We start from the raw sequence: 16,515 nt of genomic DNA on the forward strand, positions 1-16,515 counted from the left end.
ACTTGAAGAAAATCATGGCTGGAATTGCGATATTAGGTCTTTTACTGATCACCTTCTTTTATGTGTTTAGCCGTACGAGTGATATCTTTGATGAGAATCGAGTCGAAACATTATTCCTTTCACCGAAAAACGAATCGATCTCTTATGAAATCAGTGATAAAGATACCGTTGAAGATTTAATCGAAATATTAAATCAAGGCAGGCAAACGAAAAAAGAGCTCAAAAACCCTGACTTTGCTGCAAAAATCATGTTTGGGCAAACACATGGAACATCGTTTCAGCTGTGGACAATGCGATCAAACGTCGTTTTTCTAGTAGATGGAACGTATTATGAACTCAATCCAACACATTCCGATTCTTTTCGAAAACAATTACAAGAAGCCATTCAAAAAGGAGCCTCTACATAAGAGACTCCTTTTTTTATTTACTCTCTTCTGTTTGATATTTCTCCTTAAGTGCTCTTCTTAAAATTTTTCCTGTTGTGTTTTTTGGAATGTCATCTATGAAATGAATGGTGTGGGGCTGCTTATATTTCGCTAAAAATTGTGAACAGTGTGTGATGACGTCATCTTGTGTGATGTGTGCATGTTTCTTAGGGGAAATGTAACAGACAACCGCTTCGCCTGTGTTTGGATCTGGTACACCAATCACGACGGCTTCTGCTACGGCTTCATGTTGATAAAGGACTTCTTCTACTTCTCTTGGGTAGACATTATATCCACCTACAAGAATCATATCTTTTTTCCGATCGACAATATAAATATATCCATCTTCATCTCTTCTCGCTAAATCTCCTGTATACAGCCAGCCGTCTTTTATTGCAGCTTCTGTATCTTCTGGCATTTTATAATACCCTTTCATAATATTCGGTCCTTTCGCAATAAGCTCTCCAACTTCATTTGGACCGACTTCCTCGCCAAGTTCATTCACAATTTTGTTCCTGACATTCATAATATCCGTGCCAACTGAACCTGGTTTTCTTTTACCATCAAGCGGATTAAAAGCTGTGACTGGGGAGGCCTCTGATAAACCGTATCCCTCAAGCACCGTCACACCGAATTTTTTTTCAAAGCCATGCAGTAAAGCGACAGGCATTGAGGCACCACCAGAAATACAAATCCTGACTGACTTCATCGCCTCATCATGTCCCTCTTGGCGATATAAATAGTTATACATTGTCGGAACGCCAACAAATAGCGTGGGGTTTTCTTTTTTCATCATTCGTAATAGCTCTGATGGGCTAAAATGTGGTATCACATACACCGTGGCACCATTGATCAACGGAGCATTCATACAGACAGTTAAGCAAAATACATGGAACATTGGCAAAGCAGCAATGACTTTGTCATCTTCACTGATGGATAAATATTCTGCAATATCTCTTGCGTTTGAATAAAGGTTTGCATGAGTCAACATCGCACCTTTTGGCTTTCCTGTTGTACCTGATGTAAATAAAATGACAGCGGTATCATGAGGTTGAATGGAAGGATGTGTGGTCTCGGGCGCTTGCCCAGACACAAGCTTTCCAAAAAAGATAAGCTGATCAGATACTTCCTTTAAGCTCGATCTGCATGTGGATTCATTTTCTGCACAAATGATGACGCGATCAATGGAAGGAAGTTGTTCATATACTTGCTCATACACTGGTAAAAGACGATCTGGCGCAACAATGCCTTTTACATCACCTGTTGTCAGCATATACCCAATTTCACTAGGTGTATATGTCGGATTGATCGGAACCACCACAAGTCCCGCTTTTAATGCACCGTAAAAAGAAATGACAAAATGTGGTGAGTTCCCTAAAATGAGTGCAAGGTGATCCCCCTTTTGAAACCCTTCGCTGACGATCCCATTTGCAAAATGGTCGATGCTTGTCATCAGCTCTCGATAGGACATTCTGTTTCCCTCAAACACAAGCGCGGTGCTCTCCCCCTTTGTCGTCGCATTCTGCTGAAGATTTTTAAGTAAATCCATTCTCCCACCCCTTACATGTCGTCAATGAATGAATAGCCATTCATTTCATAACCATACATTCCTCCTTTCTATTATAATCGACAACCGAAAACATCCACAAGATCAAATATTCTTTCTATCAAAACAAGCACTGCGTTTTTCTCGCAGTGCTTGCGCGTCCTTTAATAAATCAAATCAAGAAAATCTTCTTTCGATACATTTCCGAAATAATGGCGCATGTCCATATCTTCTAATACGTCACTAATCGTTTTCCGATCATATTGATGTCCGATCAGTTTTTGCTCAATATCCGTAATATCACCTACACCAAAGAAGTCACCGAAGATTTTGCAATCCTGAATGATGCCTTTTTTCACTTCTAGTCGCAAATCAATCGATCCTGCTGCGAAACGCTTAGAATGTTGCATATTGAATTTAGGTGAACGGCCGTAGTTCCATTCCCATTTCTGATAGCGGTCTCGAGAGATCTCATGAATCTTTTCCCAATCTGCTTCTGTCAATTGATATTGAGGAATTTCCCCATTTGTATCAAAGATGTATTTTAAAAGAATGCTTCTAAATTCTTCTGTTGTCATCTTTTGATCCATGAGCTCACTAATATTCGCGACCCTGCTTCTAATTGATTTAATACCTTTTGATTCGATCTTTTCCTTTTTTACATTTAATGCTGAGACGACGTGTTCAATTTCTGAATCAAATAACAGTGTGCCATGGCTGAAAATACGGCCTCTTGTGGCAAACTGGGCATTTCCAGAAATTTTACGTCCTTCCGCCATAATATCATTTCTACCGCTTAATTCAGCTTTCACCCCCAGCTTTTCAAGCGCTTTGATCACTGGCTCTGTGAACTTTTTGAAATTATGAAAACTATCTCCATCATCTTTTGTAATAAAGCTGAAGTTTAAGTTTCCTTTATCATGGTAAACTGCACCGCCGCCAGAGAGACGACGAACGACTTTGATTCCGTTTTCTTCTACATATTTTGTGTTGATTTCTTCTATTGTATTTTGGTTTTTCCCAATAATAATAGACGGCTGGTTAATATAGAAGAGTAAATACGTTTGTTCCGGGTCTAAATATTTTAAGCAATACTCTTCAATTGCTAGATTAATCATTGGGTCATAGTGTTGTTCGTTATCGATAAACAGCATCTCTATCTTCCTTCCTTGTTCCATCTAAGCCCTGAATGGGCAAGCTGTATACTGCCAGTATATAATGCCTGTGCTTCATTGACTAGGTCTTTATGCTGTCCGAAATGAGGCAGGTGTGTGATGATTAGTTCTCCGACATTTGCTTCATTCGCAATCTTCCCGACTTCAGTACTATTCATATGACCTGCAGCGGATCCATCTTGCTCAGCATAAAAGTTACATTCTGCAATGAATAGGTCTGCGTCTTTACTGAATGGAATAAACGCATCCTGATAACTTGAATCTGCTGTATACACGACAACAGCATCATCCGTCTGCACTTTCATCGCATAGCATTCTGCCGGATGAACTGTTTTTAAAAATTCAATGTGAAACGGGCCTATTTGAATTCCTTCTGCTGGTTCATAAGGCATTGCCTTCGTATGTACTTCATCTGAAAGCCTCTGAAAAGCTTCTTGATCACCAGTATGTCCATATATCGTTAGGGGACCACTGCTTTTTCCTAAATGAAAACCCACTAATTTTGCATATTGAAGTGGCCCTATATCTGCAATATGATCGTGATGATAATGTGACAGGATGACAGCATCTAGTTCTTCCACATCAATCCATTGTTGAAGCTTCGAAAGAACGCCGCTCCCGCAATCAACGAGCATCTTGAAACCATCTGACTCAAACAGATAACCCGATGTCGCCTCACCAGCAGCCGGAAACCCTCCGTAACATCCAATCACAGTTAATTTCATGGCAATACTCCCCCTTTACTAAAAACTCTCTTCTTACAATATACCCATTTTTACAAAAAAAAGCATGCTTCCTGCCTATTGTTACAAAACAGATTGACAATTAATTATCTGTTATAATACAATAATAGCAACAAAACGTATTGGAGGATGACAAATGCTAGGAACCATCACTGAGTTTTTTAGAAATTTGCCCTCAAAGAAATGTACAAAATGTGGAAATGATGTAATCGAGCAACACGAGTGTTACGGTAATGAATGTGAGGAATGCTCACAAGTAATTTATCTTAAATAAAGAAAAAAATTGAATAATAAAGCACTTTTTTCCTCCATCGACAGTTGGAGTCAAAAGTGCTTTTTATTTTTTCTGAAAAATAGGTAAAAAGGTAAAACCCTTGATACACAAGCCTTTTTTAGGCTTTTCATATGATGACTTTTAGGGCTGAAGGCACTTTTTATTGACTCCGGACTATATCGAAGGTTCTAAATGTCCATTTTTTCTTACAATTCTGTATTTTCTCACTATAATTTTATCATGGACGAACCTCTTTAATTTTAGTTATACTTTAATTCATATATCAAAACTTCATATGATAGGAATATTCCGTTAATAAATAACTTAGGAGGAAATCTATGAAAAAATTAAAATTTGGATTGGCTACTCAAATCCTAATCGGTCTTATTCTCGGTGTCGTTGTGGGGGCTATCTTCTTTGGCAACACAGGTGTTGAGACGTATTTAAAACCTATTGGAGACTTCTTCTTAAGACTCATTAAGATGATTGTCATACCGATTGTTGTTTCGAGCTTAATTCTAGGTGTTGCCGGTGCGGGTGACGGTAAAAAAGTAGGAAAGCTCGGTTTTAGAACCATTGTTTATTTTGAAATTATCACAACATTTGCGATCATCCTTGGTCTTGTCCTCGCTAACTTTGTACAACCTGGTGCAGGCGTTGACTTTGGAAATACGGAGAAACAGGATATTAGCGAGTATGTTGAAACGGAAAAAGAGCAAAGCAATAAATCCATTGCTGATACGTTCCTGCATATCGTTCCGACGAACTTCTTCCAATCATTGGCGGAAGGTGATTTGCTTGCCATTATTTTCTTTACCGTTCTATTTGCTCTTGGCGTACAAGCCGTTGGAGAACGTGGTAAACCTGTCATCGCCTTCTTTGAAGGTGTCTCACACGCAATGTTCCATGTCGTGAATGTTGTCATGAAGGCTGCACCATTTGGTGTTTTTGCACTCATTGGTGTCACCGTATCAAAATTTGGTCTTGAATCTCTCATTTCACTTGGTAAGCTTGTAGGTCTTGTTTATTTTGCGCTTGCTCTCTTCCTAATCGTTGTATTTGGTATCATAGGAAAGATGATTGGCGTCAACATTTTCCGATTCCTCGCTTACATGAAAGATGAGATACTACTTGCCTTCAGTACATCCAGTTCTGAAACAGTATTACCAAGAGTCATGGATAAAATGGAGCGCATTGGTTGTCCAAAGGGAATTGTCTCGTTTGTTATCCCGATTGGGTATACGTTTAACCTAGACGGATCTGTCTTATACCAAGCCATAGCCGCGCTTTTCCTAGCACAGGTATATGGCATTGACCTCACAATCGTTCAACAGTTGACGCTCGTTCTTGTGCTAATGGTTACTTCAAAAGGAATGGCAGCTGTTCCTGGTACTTCTTTTGTCGTTTTACTTGCCACACTTGGCACGATTGGTGTTCCGGCAGAAGGGCTTGCATTTATTGCAGGTGTTGACCGTATCATGGATATGGCAAGAACCGTTGTCAACTTAACAGGAAATGCACTTGCAGCTGTCGTGATGTCTAAATGGGAAGGACAATATGACGCTGAAAAAGGTCATCGCGTCATGACTGGACAAGATATATCTGAACCAACTCAGCTTTCAAGCTAATTCAAAAATCACCCCGTAATATGGGGTGATTTTTTTATGATGTGATTAATGTCGATTGAATATAATGGTATAGTAAGTTTGCTGTATGAGTAAGTGAATCTTCATGCGTTCGTTCAAATGCATGAGAGGAATCAATGCCGGGACCAATGAGCCCATGAATGATATCATGCCCTGCTCTAATCGCTGCTGAGGCATCGGATCCATAATAAGGATAAATATCAAGACGATAATCAATTTCATTCTCTTCAGCTAATGTCGCTAAATGCTTACGTAGTCCGTAATGATAAGGCCCACTTGAATCTTTGACACAAATAGATACACTGTACTCATCAGTCGATTGTCCGTCCCCAATGGCCCCCATATCTACCGCCAAGTATTCCACTGTTTCTTCAGGGATATTAGAGTTTCCCCCATATCCGATTTCTTCATTATTTGAAATTAAAAAGTGTGTCGTGTGCGGCAAATGGATGTTTTCCGTTTGAATACGATGTATTAAACGCAGCAATAACGCGACACTCGCCTTATCATCTAGATGCCTTGACTTAATGTAACCGGAAGATGTCACTTCCACTCTTGGATCAAACGAAATAAAATCACCTACTTGAATTCCAAGTGCTCTGACATCGTCTGCATTTTGCACCTTTTCATCCAGACGAATCTCCATATTTTCTTGGTTTCGTTTCGCCTTCCCTGCATCCTCATACACATGAACAGATGTTTGATGCATCAAAATCGTTCCACGATATGTACGACCTGTCACAGTCTCAATCTCACAGTACTCGCCTTCAATCGAGTTATATTGAAAGCCTCCAATCAGCGATAAACGAATCCGACCATTTGACTTAATTTCCTTGACCATCGCACCAAGGGTATCAACATGTGCTGTCAGCATTCGGTGCTCTTGATCATTTACGCCTTTGATTGTGGCAATCAATCCGCCTTTGCGATTTCGTTTCGTCTCAATATTCAGATCATGTAAATAACGTTCAACAAAACGGATAACCTTGTCTGTATTCCCTGATGGGCTTGGAATGGATACCAGCTGTTGAATAAGCTGAATGGTCTCTTTTAATTCCGTTGTCATTCGGCAGTTCCTCCTTTGTCAGAAAGCAAATCCTCCATCAATACCTTTTTTAGTCATCTCTTTCAAATATATCGTTTCGGCTGTTACATGTCTAATCATCTGGCAGAAAAAAACCTCTCCCTTTGTAAGAGAGAGGATATATTGATTAAGCTTCGTTTTGTTTCATTTTTCGTATATTCCAAGCAAAGTAGGCTGTTGTTGCTGCCATCATGACAAGTGTGACTGTACCAAGAATCGCTGTTTGCTGCCATAAATAGCTGCTATCCCCACTCGCAATAATCGTTCTAAATCCATTGATTGTATACGTCATCGGCAGAAGATGATGAATCATTTGGAAGAACTTTGGTACTAGCTCTAACGGGAATGTACCAGCACTTGCTGCAAGCTGAAGCACCAATATAATCACCGCGATGAAGCGTCCCGGGTTCCCCATGGTTGTCGCTAGAAGCTGAATAATGGCGAGGAACGTCAAACTGACAAGGATGGCAAAAAGATAGAATTGCCATAGACTCCCGACTTCAAGACCCAGTCCGAAAATAAGCACTGAACTGGCAATCACTGCCTGCAAAATACCGACAAGTAAAAGGACACTATATTTGCTAAAGAACCATTCAAATGCATGCTTCGGGCGCCCTACTGGGTCTTTCATTGGGAATATGACCGTCAACATGAGTGCACCAACAAACAGTCCCATGGATAAGATGTAAGGTGTGAGCCCTGTTCCGTAATTATCAATCTTTTTCACTGTATCATTTTCGGTTTTGACTGGACTGGCAATCATATTGTAATTATCTTCGCCAGCATCAATCTCGCCTGTGTCATCTGCGGCACTTTTCAATTTCTCGGAAAGCTTACCTGTACCACTCTGTAAATCTCCTAATCCTTTATCTAGTGATTTAGAGCCTTCGGCTAGCTTAGATGTGTTGCTTTGGATACTTGTTGAACCACTTTCGAGTTGATCCAATGCTGCATGTAACTGACTTGAGCCATTTGCCAATTGATCCGCACCACTTTTTGCTGTACTTAGCTTTCCATTTGCAGTCTGCAATCCTTCTTGTAATTGACCTTGACCCGTTTGAAGCTTTAAGGCACCTTGATACAGTTTGTTCGTGCCTGTCGTCATTTGGTCAATTGCCTCTTGGATCGCAACGATTGACGTGTAAAGCTGTTCTGTTTTCGCTGGAAGCTGCTTCACTTGCTGTAATTGGGCTTTTGCTGCTGCGACTGTCGATTGAATATCACTCGCATCAGGCAGTTCCTGTAAAGCTAGCAAGCTTTGCTGAAGCCCAGAAAGGTCTGGCAATTCGATCGTAGGTAGGCTTTCAAGCTGTTTCATTGCCGCTTTTTTCTCTTCTTCTGTCATCGAGCTTTGTTGGATCACACTTTTTACTTTTGCATCACGTTGAGAAAGTGCTTCTTTTAAATTGGCTAGCTTTGTATTGAACGTTTTCGCATCTTTTTTTACCTGATCCAATTTTGGTGCCGCTTTTTCAAGTTTCGCCAATTCTGGTGAAGATAGGACCTTCTCTACTGCGGCTATTTGATCTGAAAATGATTGTGCTTTCTTGTTGAGCTGTTCAACACCTGCTGTGAATTGCGGCATTTTAGACGCCAACTGCTCATGCCCTTGCCGGCTTGTGTTTAGCCCTTCGCTCAATGTATCGATCCCTGAGCCAAGCTCTCCAAATTTCTGATCAATGGTTTCATACCCTGTTAAGAGCTGGCCAAGCCCACTATCAAGAGATTGGATCCCTGTGTTGAGTTCACCCATTTTACCCGCGAACTGATGAACACCTTCACTATATGTTAAGGTTCCTTCGGCTAATTTCGCTAAGTTGTCTTTTAACTTTTGACTGCCATCTTTTGCACTTTTTGTTCCATCATCAATTTTCTTCGCACCATCACTTGCTTCATCTAACCCTTTTGCAATGGTTTTGAAGTTATCAAAGATGACCTCTGCGTAATTTTTTGTGACTTCCTTTGAAACCGAATCTTTTAATTTGATGATGGCATTATTCGCAATTTGGGACCCAGCATAATTTGCGCCTGGATTCGTATAATATTTCAAATTCGATTTTTTTGGATGTTTGTCGAGCACTGTACTAGCGTTCTTCGAGAAATCTTTTGGTATTTCCACAATTAAGTAATAATCTTCGTTATTTAATCCGTTTATCGCCTGTTCTTCGCTCTCTATAAAGCGCCATTTGAATTGATCGTTTTTCTTTAATTCTTTTACTAACTCATCGCCAACTTGTAGGGTTTTGCCATCATACTGACTGCCCTCATCCAAGTTCACCACTGCTACAGGCAATTGATCAACCGTTCCATAAGGATCCCAGTAAGCCTTTAAAAAGACCCCACTATAAATCAGTGGAACAAATAAAATGCCGATCACTGAAATCAGTAGTTTTTTGTTGGTCACAATGTCTTTCCATTGTTTCCGAATTAACTCCATTGCTGTATTCCTCCCATAGATGAATGACTAAATTTCAAATTTGGTCATTTACACTTAAAAAAATGATGTTGTTGTAGAAAGCCCTCTTAATACATATAGTTCCAACGCTTCGGCTACCTCTTCTTTCGTTAAAGGAGCATGTCTCTTTTCCCAATCAAAAATAAGAGCAATGTACAATTTCAACATCACAAATGCTGTCAATTCAGGATCACAAGGCTTAATCTCACCTTTATCAACCGCTTCTTTTACTTTTGTTTTCATATAGCGAATGATCATTTGCTCCATCTTTTCGATCATTTCCTTAACAGCTGACGTGCCTAGTTCCGCGTTTTCTTGAAAGATTTTAATGGTCAGTTGGTGGTTCTTACGGAAGTCCAATAAGGCAAAGAGTGCTAAGTGGAGATTTTCCGAGAAACCATTCTTCTCATCAATGGCCTCATCAGCTACTTGCTTCATTTCTACTAAAAGTGATGTGAAAATTTCATCGAACAGTTCTTCTTTATTTTTGAAAAAGGTATAGATGGTGCCTTTTCCAACGTTGGCTAGCTTTGCTACAAGGTCCATCGTTGTCGCTTTATAACCAAACTGGGTAAACGCCCTAGTTGCCCCATCTAAAATCATTTGTTTTCTATCAATACTCATGATCTCACTCCTAAAATGACTATTTGAACGTTTTGGTCATCAAGTACAGGAAGTAATATACCACATCCACTCCTTTAGATGCAACTACTTTCATCCGATGGCTCATTCCATCTTTCTTATCCTATAATGAAGCACAAAAAACCCCCTTCTCATGACCGAAAAGGGAGTTTCTTTTTACGAAAATAGATAGGAGATCGCCTTTGTAACAGCGGCTTTTCCTTGATCAATACAATCAGGAATACCGACACCTTCAAAAGCTGCACCTGTGATATAAATACCAGGATATGATTGCCCAAACGTTTCTCTCATGTTTGAAATCTGTTTCTGATGGCCGACATGATATTGCGGCATACTCGTCTTCCAACGGGTTACTGTCGTCAATTCTGGGTCGGCTTTAATATCCATGATTTTCTTCAAATCTTCAATTACGATACTGACGATTTGATGATCTGACTGCTCCACAATGGATTCGTCACCAGCTTTTCCAACATACGCACGAAGTAACGTTTTTCCTTTAGGGGCGGTATGCGGCCATTTTTTATTCGTCCACGTACATGCCGTAATGGAAAAGTCACTATTTCTTGAAATCACAAAACCCGTGCCATCATATTCATTATGAACATCTTCTTCTTTAAAGCCTAGCGCGACTGTTGCAACAGAAGTTGAGATCATATCATGTAAGTAATCAAGACCTGATTCTTTTGGAAACATGGAATAAGTGGATTGATGCGGTGTGGTGACAATGGCTGAATTCGCTATGAGCGTCTGACCACTATCTAATTGAATACCATAGGCTTCGCCTGTTTTTTCAATTTTTGTGACTTTCGTACCTTTATAAATCGTCGTCCGCTTGAGCTTACTTTCTACTGCTTCAACAAGCGCCTGTAATCCTTGATTAATCGTTTGGAACTGGCCTTGTTTCTTTGCTGTTATTTGCTGTGTTTTTGCATGTTGCTGAGACTTTTTCATTCCAAGTATCAAGCTGCCATGCTGCTGCTCTGTTTGATAAAACTGCGGGAAGGTGGACATTAAGCTAAGCCGGTCAATGTCACCTGCGTAAATACCAGAAAGGAGTGGCTCAATCAAATTTTCAACAACTTCATCACCCACACGTCTTCTAAAGAATTCTCCGAGTGACTGATCCTCTTTTTGTTTGCTTTTTGGCATCACAAAATCCATCGCCGCTCGGGCTTTTCCTGCAAGTGAAAAAAGACCAGTTGTGATAAAGGGACTGATTTGAGTGGGTATCCCCATGACAGCCCCCTTTGGCATTGGATGAAGGGTCTCATTGACTAAGACATACGCTTGCCCTGTTTCATTATTGACGAGCTGATCAGACAGCCCTACATCTTTCGCAAGCTGCGGCCCGCTGACTTTTCTCTCTAAAAATGAATCTGGTCCGCGTTCAATGATATAGCCGTCTTTATATAATGTTTGTATTTTTCCACCTAGCCTAGGACTCGCTTCAATCAGAGAGATGTGAATCGGAAGCCCTTTTTCTTCGACTTCCTTTTCCAAATAGAAAGCGGCGGCCAAACCGGTGATGCCACCGCCAATGATGACAAGGTGTTTTTGATTGTCATGCATATGATCGCCTTCTTTTATATAATTACTTACTTTCGTCAAGCTTCTTCAAAACAACTGTTGCCAGCGCATCAATAAATGCAGGCTTTGCATTTGGCATTTCTGGACGATAGTAAGAAGCACCAATTTCATCTGTCACAACTTTACACTCATAATCATTGTCGTACAGGACTTCAAGATGATCTGCTACAAACCCAACAGGCACATAGACAAACGTTTTATACCCTTTTTGTTCAAATAAGTCCCGGGTTAAGTCTTGTACGTCCGGCCCAAGCCAAGGATCAGGCGTATTGCCTTCACTTTGCCAGCCAATTTCATACTGCTTTACCCCTGCACCTTCTGCGATCATTTTTGCAGATGCTGCAAGCTGATCAGGGTATGGATCTCCTGCAGCAATAATTTTCTCAGGAAGGCTATGGGCAGACACGATAAGCACAGCAGAGTCTCGTTCCTCTTCAGTCATGGATGCATACGTCTCTTTCACCTGTTTCACCCAATAATCTACAAACTTCGGCTCATCATACCAGCTTTCAACAGATGTAATGTTCAGCCCACCTAGCTTTTCTGCTTCATCTTGTGCACGTTTGTTATAAGATTTCACGCTAAATGTTGAGAAATGCGGCGCAAGAACGATACTGACCGCTTCTGTTATGCCATCTTGATGCATTTGAGCTACAGCATCTTCAATGAAGGGCTCGATATGTTTTAAACCGATGTACACATGAAACTCAATGTCATCTTGAATTTCATTCAAATGATCACACAAACCATTTGCCTGCTGTTCTGTGATTTTGGATAAAGGAGAAATGCCGCCAATTGCCTTATACCGATCCTTTAAATCTTGTAGCATATGTGGCTCTGGCTTTCTGCCTCTACGGATATGTGTATAATAACGTTCAATGTCTTCTTCTTTATATGGGGTGCCATACGCCATGACGAGAAGCCCCATTTTCTTTTTTCCCACAACCAACACTCCTTCAGATCATTTGAAATCGTTTAGATGGAAGTTTTTTTATGTTTAGCAGAATACTCGTGAATAAAATCAGTTAGCTTCTTTAACGTATCTGGTGAAACATCTGGGAATACCCCGTGACCTAAGTTAAAGATGTAGTGATCGGATTTCATGCCTTGATCTAAAATGGCTTTGGCCCTTTCTTCAATCACTTCCCAAGGTGCAAGTAAGATTGTTGGATCAAGGTTTCCTTGTAACGTTTTCGTTAAACCTTCTTTTCGCGCTTCGTCCACGCTCATCCGCCAATCAAGTCCAACGACATCAAGAGGGAGATCGTGCCATTCCTTCACAAGGTGACTTGCGCCAACGCCGTACATAATCATTGGTACGTTTTCAGACTTAAGCTCTGTGAAAATACGCTGCATGACCGGCTTAATAAACGTGCGATAATCCGCTTCATTTAGAGCACCCACCCAAGAGTCAAAAATTTGAAATGCGCGAACGCCGGCTTTTACCTGTGCCCGAATGTACGTAATCGTCATATCAGCTAATTTGTTCATTAAAAGCATCCAAGTAGTTGGATCGCTGTACATAAGGCCCTTCGTTTTATGGTAATTTTTCGATGGACCGCCTTCAATCATATAACTTGCCATTGTAAATGGCGCACCTGCGAAACCAATCAGCGGAACATTCAGCTGCTCCGTTGTTAAAAGCTTGATCGTATCTAACACATAAGGCAGATCCTCTTCAGGATTTAGTTCCCCGAGACGTTCGATATCTGCCTTTGTACGGATTGGTGAATCAATGACAGGTCCGATTCCATTTTTTATTTCGACATCCACCCCAATAGCTGGCAGTGGTGTCATAATATCTTTATATAAAATAGCGGCATCTACACCATACTGCTCCACTGGAAGTCTTGTCACGTAAGCACATAGCTCTGGCTGATGCGTAATTTCAAACAGCCCGTATTTTTCCTTCAGCTTCCTGTATTCAGGCTGTGAGCGTCCTGCCTGCCTCATATACCAAACAGGTACATGTTCTGTTTTTTCCCCTTTGCACGCTTTTAAGAACGTGTCGTTAAAAGCTTTAGTTTTTCCCATTACCTTTCATTCCACCTTTCGCCTCACACTCTTCTTGCATAAGGCTCAAACACTGCTTTTACTATACCGTTTTTTCAAGGCACGGTATACTAAAGCGGCTCAATGTTCAAAAACTCGTCGAATATTAACGTCCAAAAACCTCTGGCTTGACATATTCACTGCCTTCGCCTTCCTCTTTCGTCTGAGTATTGTAAGGAACTACCTTATACTGCGCGTCTGTAAATACATTGGCATATGGCATTGAGTACTGGTTTGTGCCTGTGACTGTGTCGATTAACTCTTCACTACCATTGCGCTTTTCATAAATGCGATATTCAACCCGTTTATCTTTCTGCTCGTCCCAAGACAGCTCTAGTGTGAACAAACCTTTTATTTTAAATGCATAATGCCCTTCGAATCCTGTCAGTCCTTCTAAACGGATTGGTGGTTGAAGTTCTTTCACGCCATCTGGTTTCTTAAATGTTTCATTCGTTACTTGTGCTGTCGTTAAAATGTCTTTGAATAGCTGCACAGGGTATTGACTACCACTTGTTAAATAATGACTGTTATCAGTCTTATCATAGCCCATCCAGATCGCGCCAGTTGTACTAGGGGTATATCCCGCAAACCAAGCGTCTTTTGTTGCGCCTTTTACACCCGAATAAGTTGTCGTTCCAGTTTTACCTGCTAAATCTCCAGCATATGAACCACTCTGTGCCGTTCCACCTTTGACTACTTGTTGAAGCATTCTCGTCATGTTCCATGCATTCTGAACACTAAACACACGCTCTTGTTTGGTTGAATTTTTTTCAACGGTTTCACCTTCATCATTCGTGATCTTTTGAATGAAGAAAGGCTCTTTGTACACGCCCTCGTTTGCGAATGTGTGAAAAGCTCCAGCCACCTGTAAAGGAGAGACGCCATGCTCCAAACCGCCAAGTGCGATGGCAAGTCCTTCATCTGAAATCTCTATGCCCATTTGTTCGAGGTACGATTTTGACGTGTCAATGCCAAGCTGGCTGAGTGTCCATACAGCAGCCGTATTCTTACTCTTCATGAGCGCATCAACCATTGTGACCTGTCCTTCGTACTGTCCATCGTAATTCTTTGGTGAATACCCATCAAAGCTTGTCTCTTTGTCTTCAAGCATTGAATATGGTTTGAATTGTTTCTCCTCCATCGCCGGACCATATACCGCAATCGGTTTAAACACAGAACCCGGCTGTCGAATCGCTGTTACTCTATTGTATCCCCTTGACTGATATTCCCGGCCACCAATGGCTGCCTTCACTCCACCTGTTACGTTATCAATAAACACAGCGCTACTTTCAGGCGAACCGCTTTTTCCCGGGAAATAACGGTTGTTTTTCATGGCTTGATAGGCGACTTTTTGCAAATTCAAATCAATTGGAACAGTGATGGTATAACCGCCTTGAAGTAATTGTTCATGTGAAATCGCATACTTAGATTCTGCTTCTTTAATGATGAGATCTACGTAGCTGTCCACCCAAGGAGTGTCTGATTTCTTTTTTAAATGAAGTCCAAGAGTCCTCCCCTTCGCTTCAACTGTTTCTGTTGAAGACAAATAGCCTTGTTCATTCATTAAGTTTAGAATGGTATCTCTTCTTTGTTTATTCTTTTCAGGATGCTGTATAGGTGAATATGTAGATGGTGCTTTTGGCATTGCAGCCAGTGTAGCTCCCTCGCTAACCGTCAAATCCTTTACATCTTTATTAAAATAGTAATTTGCGGCTGCCTGAATACCATATACCCCATGGCCGAAATAAAGCTGATTCAAATACATTTCAAGTAGTTTATCTTTTGAGTAATCTCTTTCCAAATTAATCGCAATAATGACTTCTTTTGTTTTCCGCAGAAACGTTTTATCGTTTGTGAGAAAAATATTTTTTGCGAGTTGTTGGGTGATCGTACTACCACCTTCTACTTTTCCTCCTGCTAAAATATCACGATAAATGGCCCTCAATATGGCTTGTGCGTCAATGCCATGGTGCTCATAAAAGCGCTTGTCCTCTACAGCAACAAAGGCTTTCGCCACTTTATCAGGGACTTCCTTTAAAGACACAGGATCTCGGTTTTCGGAATACATGCTTGTGAGTTCTTTTCCATTCTGATCAATGATTTTAGATGAAGCGTGAAAAACGAGCTTTTTTTCATCTATGACATAATGTCCTAACAGTAAAATGGTCAAATAGCCTATAAATGAAAGCATCAATGTACTGCCTACAATGACTAATGGAATGATTATCTTCTTTTTCTTCAAGTGAGGTCACCTCATTCCTTTATACGGATAGTATGGGATGTTTTGCTTCATAATATGTTTTTTGGATTGACTACCAAAGAATTATATATCATTCTTTTGTTATACTATCAAGCAGGAGGCGATTTGATGAATGTCTATATCACATATGGCACAGAAGATCTTTTGCGAAAAATAGCAAAAAAACATCCTCAAGAACAGATGCTTTTTCTGGTCGGGCCAGAGCAAACGACTCTGTTTCACGAAACAGAGGGGGATACTGTTTTTAAAGCCCCTCATTCATATGATGTCATTTACGCCAAAGGAGAACTTGTCCAATCTGGCTTCGTCACCTTGAACCATATCCCCGTGAAGCTTGAAAGCAGACCTCTTTTTGAAGCCACCTTTCAGAATAAAACAAACAGATCTGAACATCAACGCGGTTTTCAAGCACTTCGTGTGTTAAGACCAAAGACGTCTACAGAGGTATATCTCATATTAACGCTTTGGGAATCAGAAGAATCGTTTCAACACTTTCAAAAATCAGATGCCTACGTTCAGCCACAAGAAGATACAGGCTCGATCTTCTCTCGCCCTGCCTATCTCACAGCTTACCATGTTGTCACAGACAATTAAGAAAGTGCTGCTTGTAGCACTTCTTTTTTCAT

14 protein-coding genes are annotated in these 16,515 nt (G+C 40.6%); 4 read left to right on the forward strand and 10 right to left on the reverse strand.

The window, feature by feature from the left end; all coding sequences use genetic code 11:
* Positions 1-2 precede the first annotated feature (2 nt).
* Positions 3-407 (forward strand): sporulation protein, encoded by a 405-nt coding sequence (locus AB1K80_RS05785; protein WP_412855677.1) that lies wholly within the window; start codon positions 3-5, stop codon positions 405-407.
* Positions 408-420: 13 nt separating this feature from the next.
* Here the strand turns inward: AB1K80_RS05785 and AB1K80_RS05790 are convergent, their stop codons facing one another.
* From AB1K80_RS05790 to AB1K80_RS05800, 3 genes are all read right to left on the reverse strand, one after another.
* The gene (locus tag AB1K80_RS05790; protein WP_412855678.1) at positions 421-1,974 is read right to left on the reverse strand and encodes a fatty acid--CoA ligase family protein; all 1,554 of its coding nucleotides are present in this window, start codon (positions 1,972-1,974) and stop codon (positions 421-423) included.
* A 161-nt stretch (positions 1,975-2,135) separates the two neighbouring features.
* The gene (locus tag AB1K80_RS05795) at positions 2,136-3,125 is read right to left on the reverse strand and encodes a lipoate--protein ligase (protein WP_412855679.1); all 990 of its coding nucleotides are present in this window, start codon (positions 3,123-3,125) and stop codon (positions 2,136-2,138) included.
* A gap of 2 nt (positions 3,126-3,127) precedes the next feature.
* Positions 3,128-3,871: an MBL fold metallo-hydrolase gene (locus AB1K80_RS05800; RefSeq protein ID WP_412855680.1), complete on the reverse strand. Its 744-nt coding sequence runs from the start codon at positions 3,869-3,871 to the stop codon at positions 3,128-3,130.
* A 154-nt stretch (positions 3,872-4,025) separates the two neighbouring features.
* On the opposite strand from AB1K80_RS05800, the gene yhfH reads away from it, so the two are divergent.
* Both yhfH and AB1K80_RS05810 read left to right on the forward strand, forming a co-directional pair.
* A complete protein-coding gene (yhfH, locus tag AB1K80_RS05805; protein WP_412855681.1) occupies positions 4,026-4,163 on the forward strand; it encodes a protein YhfH in 138 nt (45 codons plus the stop codon).
* A 338-nt stretch (positions 4,164-4,501) separates the two neighbouring features.
* Positions 4,502-5,791 (forward strand): cation:dicarboxylate symporter family transporter, encoded by a 1,290-nt coding sequence (locus AB1K80_RS05810; RefSeq protein ID WP_412855682.1) that lies wholly within the window; start codon positions 4,502-4,504, stop codon positions 5,789-5,791.
* 34 nt (positions 5,792-5,825) lie between these two features.
* Here AB1K80_RS05810 and AB1K80_RS05815 read toward each other — a convergent pair whose 3' ends face one another.
* The 7 genes from AB1K80_RS05815 to AB1K80_RS05845 all read right to left on the reverse strand — a co-directional run bounded on the left by AB1K80_RS05815 (position 5,826) and on the right by AB1K80_RS05845 (position 15,820).
* A complete protein-coding gene (locus AB1K80_RS05815; RefSeq protein WP_412855683.1) occupies positions 5,826-6,875 on the reverse strand; it encodes a M42 family metallopeptidase in 1,050 nt (349 codons plus the stop codon).
* Between the two features lie 145 nt (positions 6,876-7,020).
* Positions 7,021-9,330, reverse strand: coding sequence for a YhgE/Pip family protein (locus AB1K80_RS05820; RefSeq protein ID WP_412855684.1), 2,310 nt, complete (start codon positions 9,328-9,330; stop codon positions 7,021-7,023).
* Between the two features lie 54 nt (positions 9,331-9,384).
* Positions 9,385-9,972, reverse strand: a complete 588-nt coding sequence (locus tag AB1K80_RS05825) for a TetR/AcrR family transcriptional regulator (RefSeq protein ID WP_412855685.1) — start codon at positions 9,970-9,972, stop codon at positions 9,385-9,387.
* 174 nt (positions 9,973-10,146) lie between these two features.
* The gene (gene hemY, locus AB1K80_RS05830; protein ID WP_412855686.1) at positions 10,147-11,559 is read right to left on the reverse strand and encodes a protoporphyrinogen oxidase; all 1,413 of its coding nucleotides are present in this window, start codon (positions 11,557-11,559) and stop codon (positions 10,147-10,149) included.
* Between the two features lie 22 nt (positions 11,560-11,581).
* Complete coding sequence (gene hemH / locus AB1K80_RS05835) at positions 11,582-12,520, reverse strand: ferrochelatase (RefSeq protein ID WP_412855687.1); 939 nt, start codon at positions 12,518-12,520, stop codon at positions 11,582-11,584.
* A 32-nt stretch (positions 12,521-12,552) separates the two neighbouring features.
* Positions 12,553-13,611: a uroporphyrinogen decarboxylase gene (gene hemE / locus AB1K80_RS05840; protein ID WP_412855688.1), complete on the reverse strand. Its 1,059-nt coding sequence runs from the start codon at positions 13,609-13,611 to the stop codon at positions 12,553-12,555.
* A 124-nt stretch (positions 13,612-13,735) separates the two neighbouring features.
* Positions 13,736-15,820 carry a transglycosylase domain-containing protein gene (locus AB1K80_RS05845; RefSeq protein WP_412855785.1) on the reverse strand — a complete coding sequence of 695 codons (2,085 nt, stop codon included), beginning with the start codon at positions 15,818-15,820 and terminating at the stop codon, positions 13,736-13,738.
* 177 nt (positions 15,821-15,997) lie between these two features.
* On the opposite strand from AB1K80_RS05845, the gene AB1K80_RS05850 reads away from it, so the two are divergent.
* On the forward strand, positions 15,998-16,483 hold the full coding sequence (locus tag AB1K80_RS05850; RefSeq protein WP_412855689.1) for an antibiotic biosynthesis monooxygenase family protein: 486 nt from the start codon (positions 15,998-16,000) through the stop codon (positions 16,481-16,483).
* Positions 16,484-16,515: the final 32 nt, after the last annotated feature.

This window comes from Bacillus sp. 179-C3.3 HS (assembly GCF_047229225.1).
In the GTDB taxonomy this organism is placed as follows: Bacteria; Bacillota; Bacilli; order Bacillales; family Bacillaceae; genus Bacillus.

Coding starts and splice junctions, on each gene's coding strand:
- AB1K80_RS05790 (WP_412855678.1), bottom strand. CDS start 1,974: ATGGATTTACTTAAAAATCTTCAGCAGAATGCGACGACAAAGGGGGAG.
- AB1K80_RS05795 (WP_412855679.1), bottom strand. CDS start 3,125: ATGCTGTTTATCGATAACGAACAACACTATGACCCAATGATTAATCTA.
- AB1K80_RS05800 (WP_412855680.1), bottom strand. CDS start 3,871: ATGAAATTAACTGTGATTGGATGTTACGGAGGGTTTCCGGCTGCTGGT.
- yhfH (WP_412855681.1), top strand. CDS start 4,026: ATGCTAGGAACCATCACTGAGTTTTTTAGAAATTTGCCCTCAAAGAAA.
- AB1K80_RS05810 (WP_412855682.1), top strand. CDS start 4,502: ATGAAAAAATTAAAATTTGGATTGGCTACTCAAATCCTAATCGGTCTT.
- AB1K80_RS05815 (WP_412855683.1), bottom strand. CDS start 6,875: ATGACAACGGAATTAAAAGAGACCATTCAGCTTATTCAACAGCTGGTA.
- AB1K80_RS05820 (WP_412855684.1), bottom strand. CDS start 9,330: ATGGAGTTAATTCGGAAACAATGGAAAGACATTGTGACCAACAAAAAA.
- AB1K80_RS05825 (WP_412855685.1), bottom strand. CDS start 9,972: ATGAGTATTGATAGAAAACAAATGATTTTAGATGGGGCAACTAGGGCG.
- hemY (WP_412855686.1), bottom strand. CDS start 11,559: ATGCATGACAATCAAAAACACCTTGTCATCATTGGCGGTGGCATCACC.
- hemE (WP_412855688.1), bottom strand. CDS start 13,611: ATGGGAAAAACTAAAGCTTTTAACGACACGTTCTTAAAAGCGTGCAAA.
- AB1K80_RS05845 (WP_412855785.1), bottom strand. CDS start 15,820: ATGCTTTCATTTATAGGCTATTTGACCATTTTACTGTTAGGACATTAT.
- AB1K80_RS05850 (WP_412855689.1), top strand. CDS start 15,998: ATGAATGTCTATATCACATATGGCACAGAAGATCTTTTGCGAAAAATA.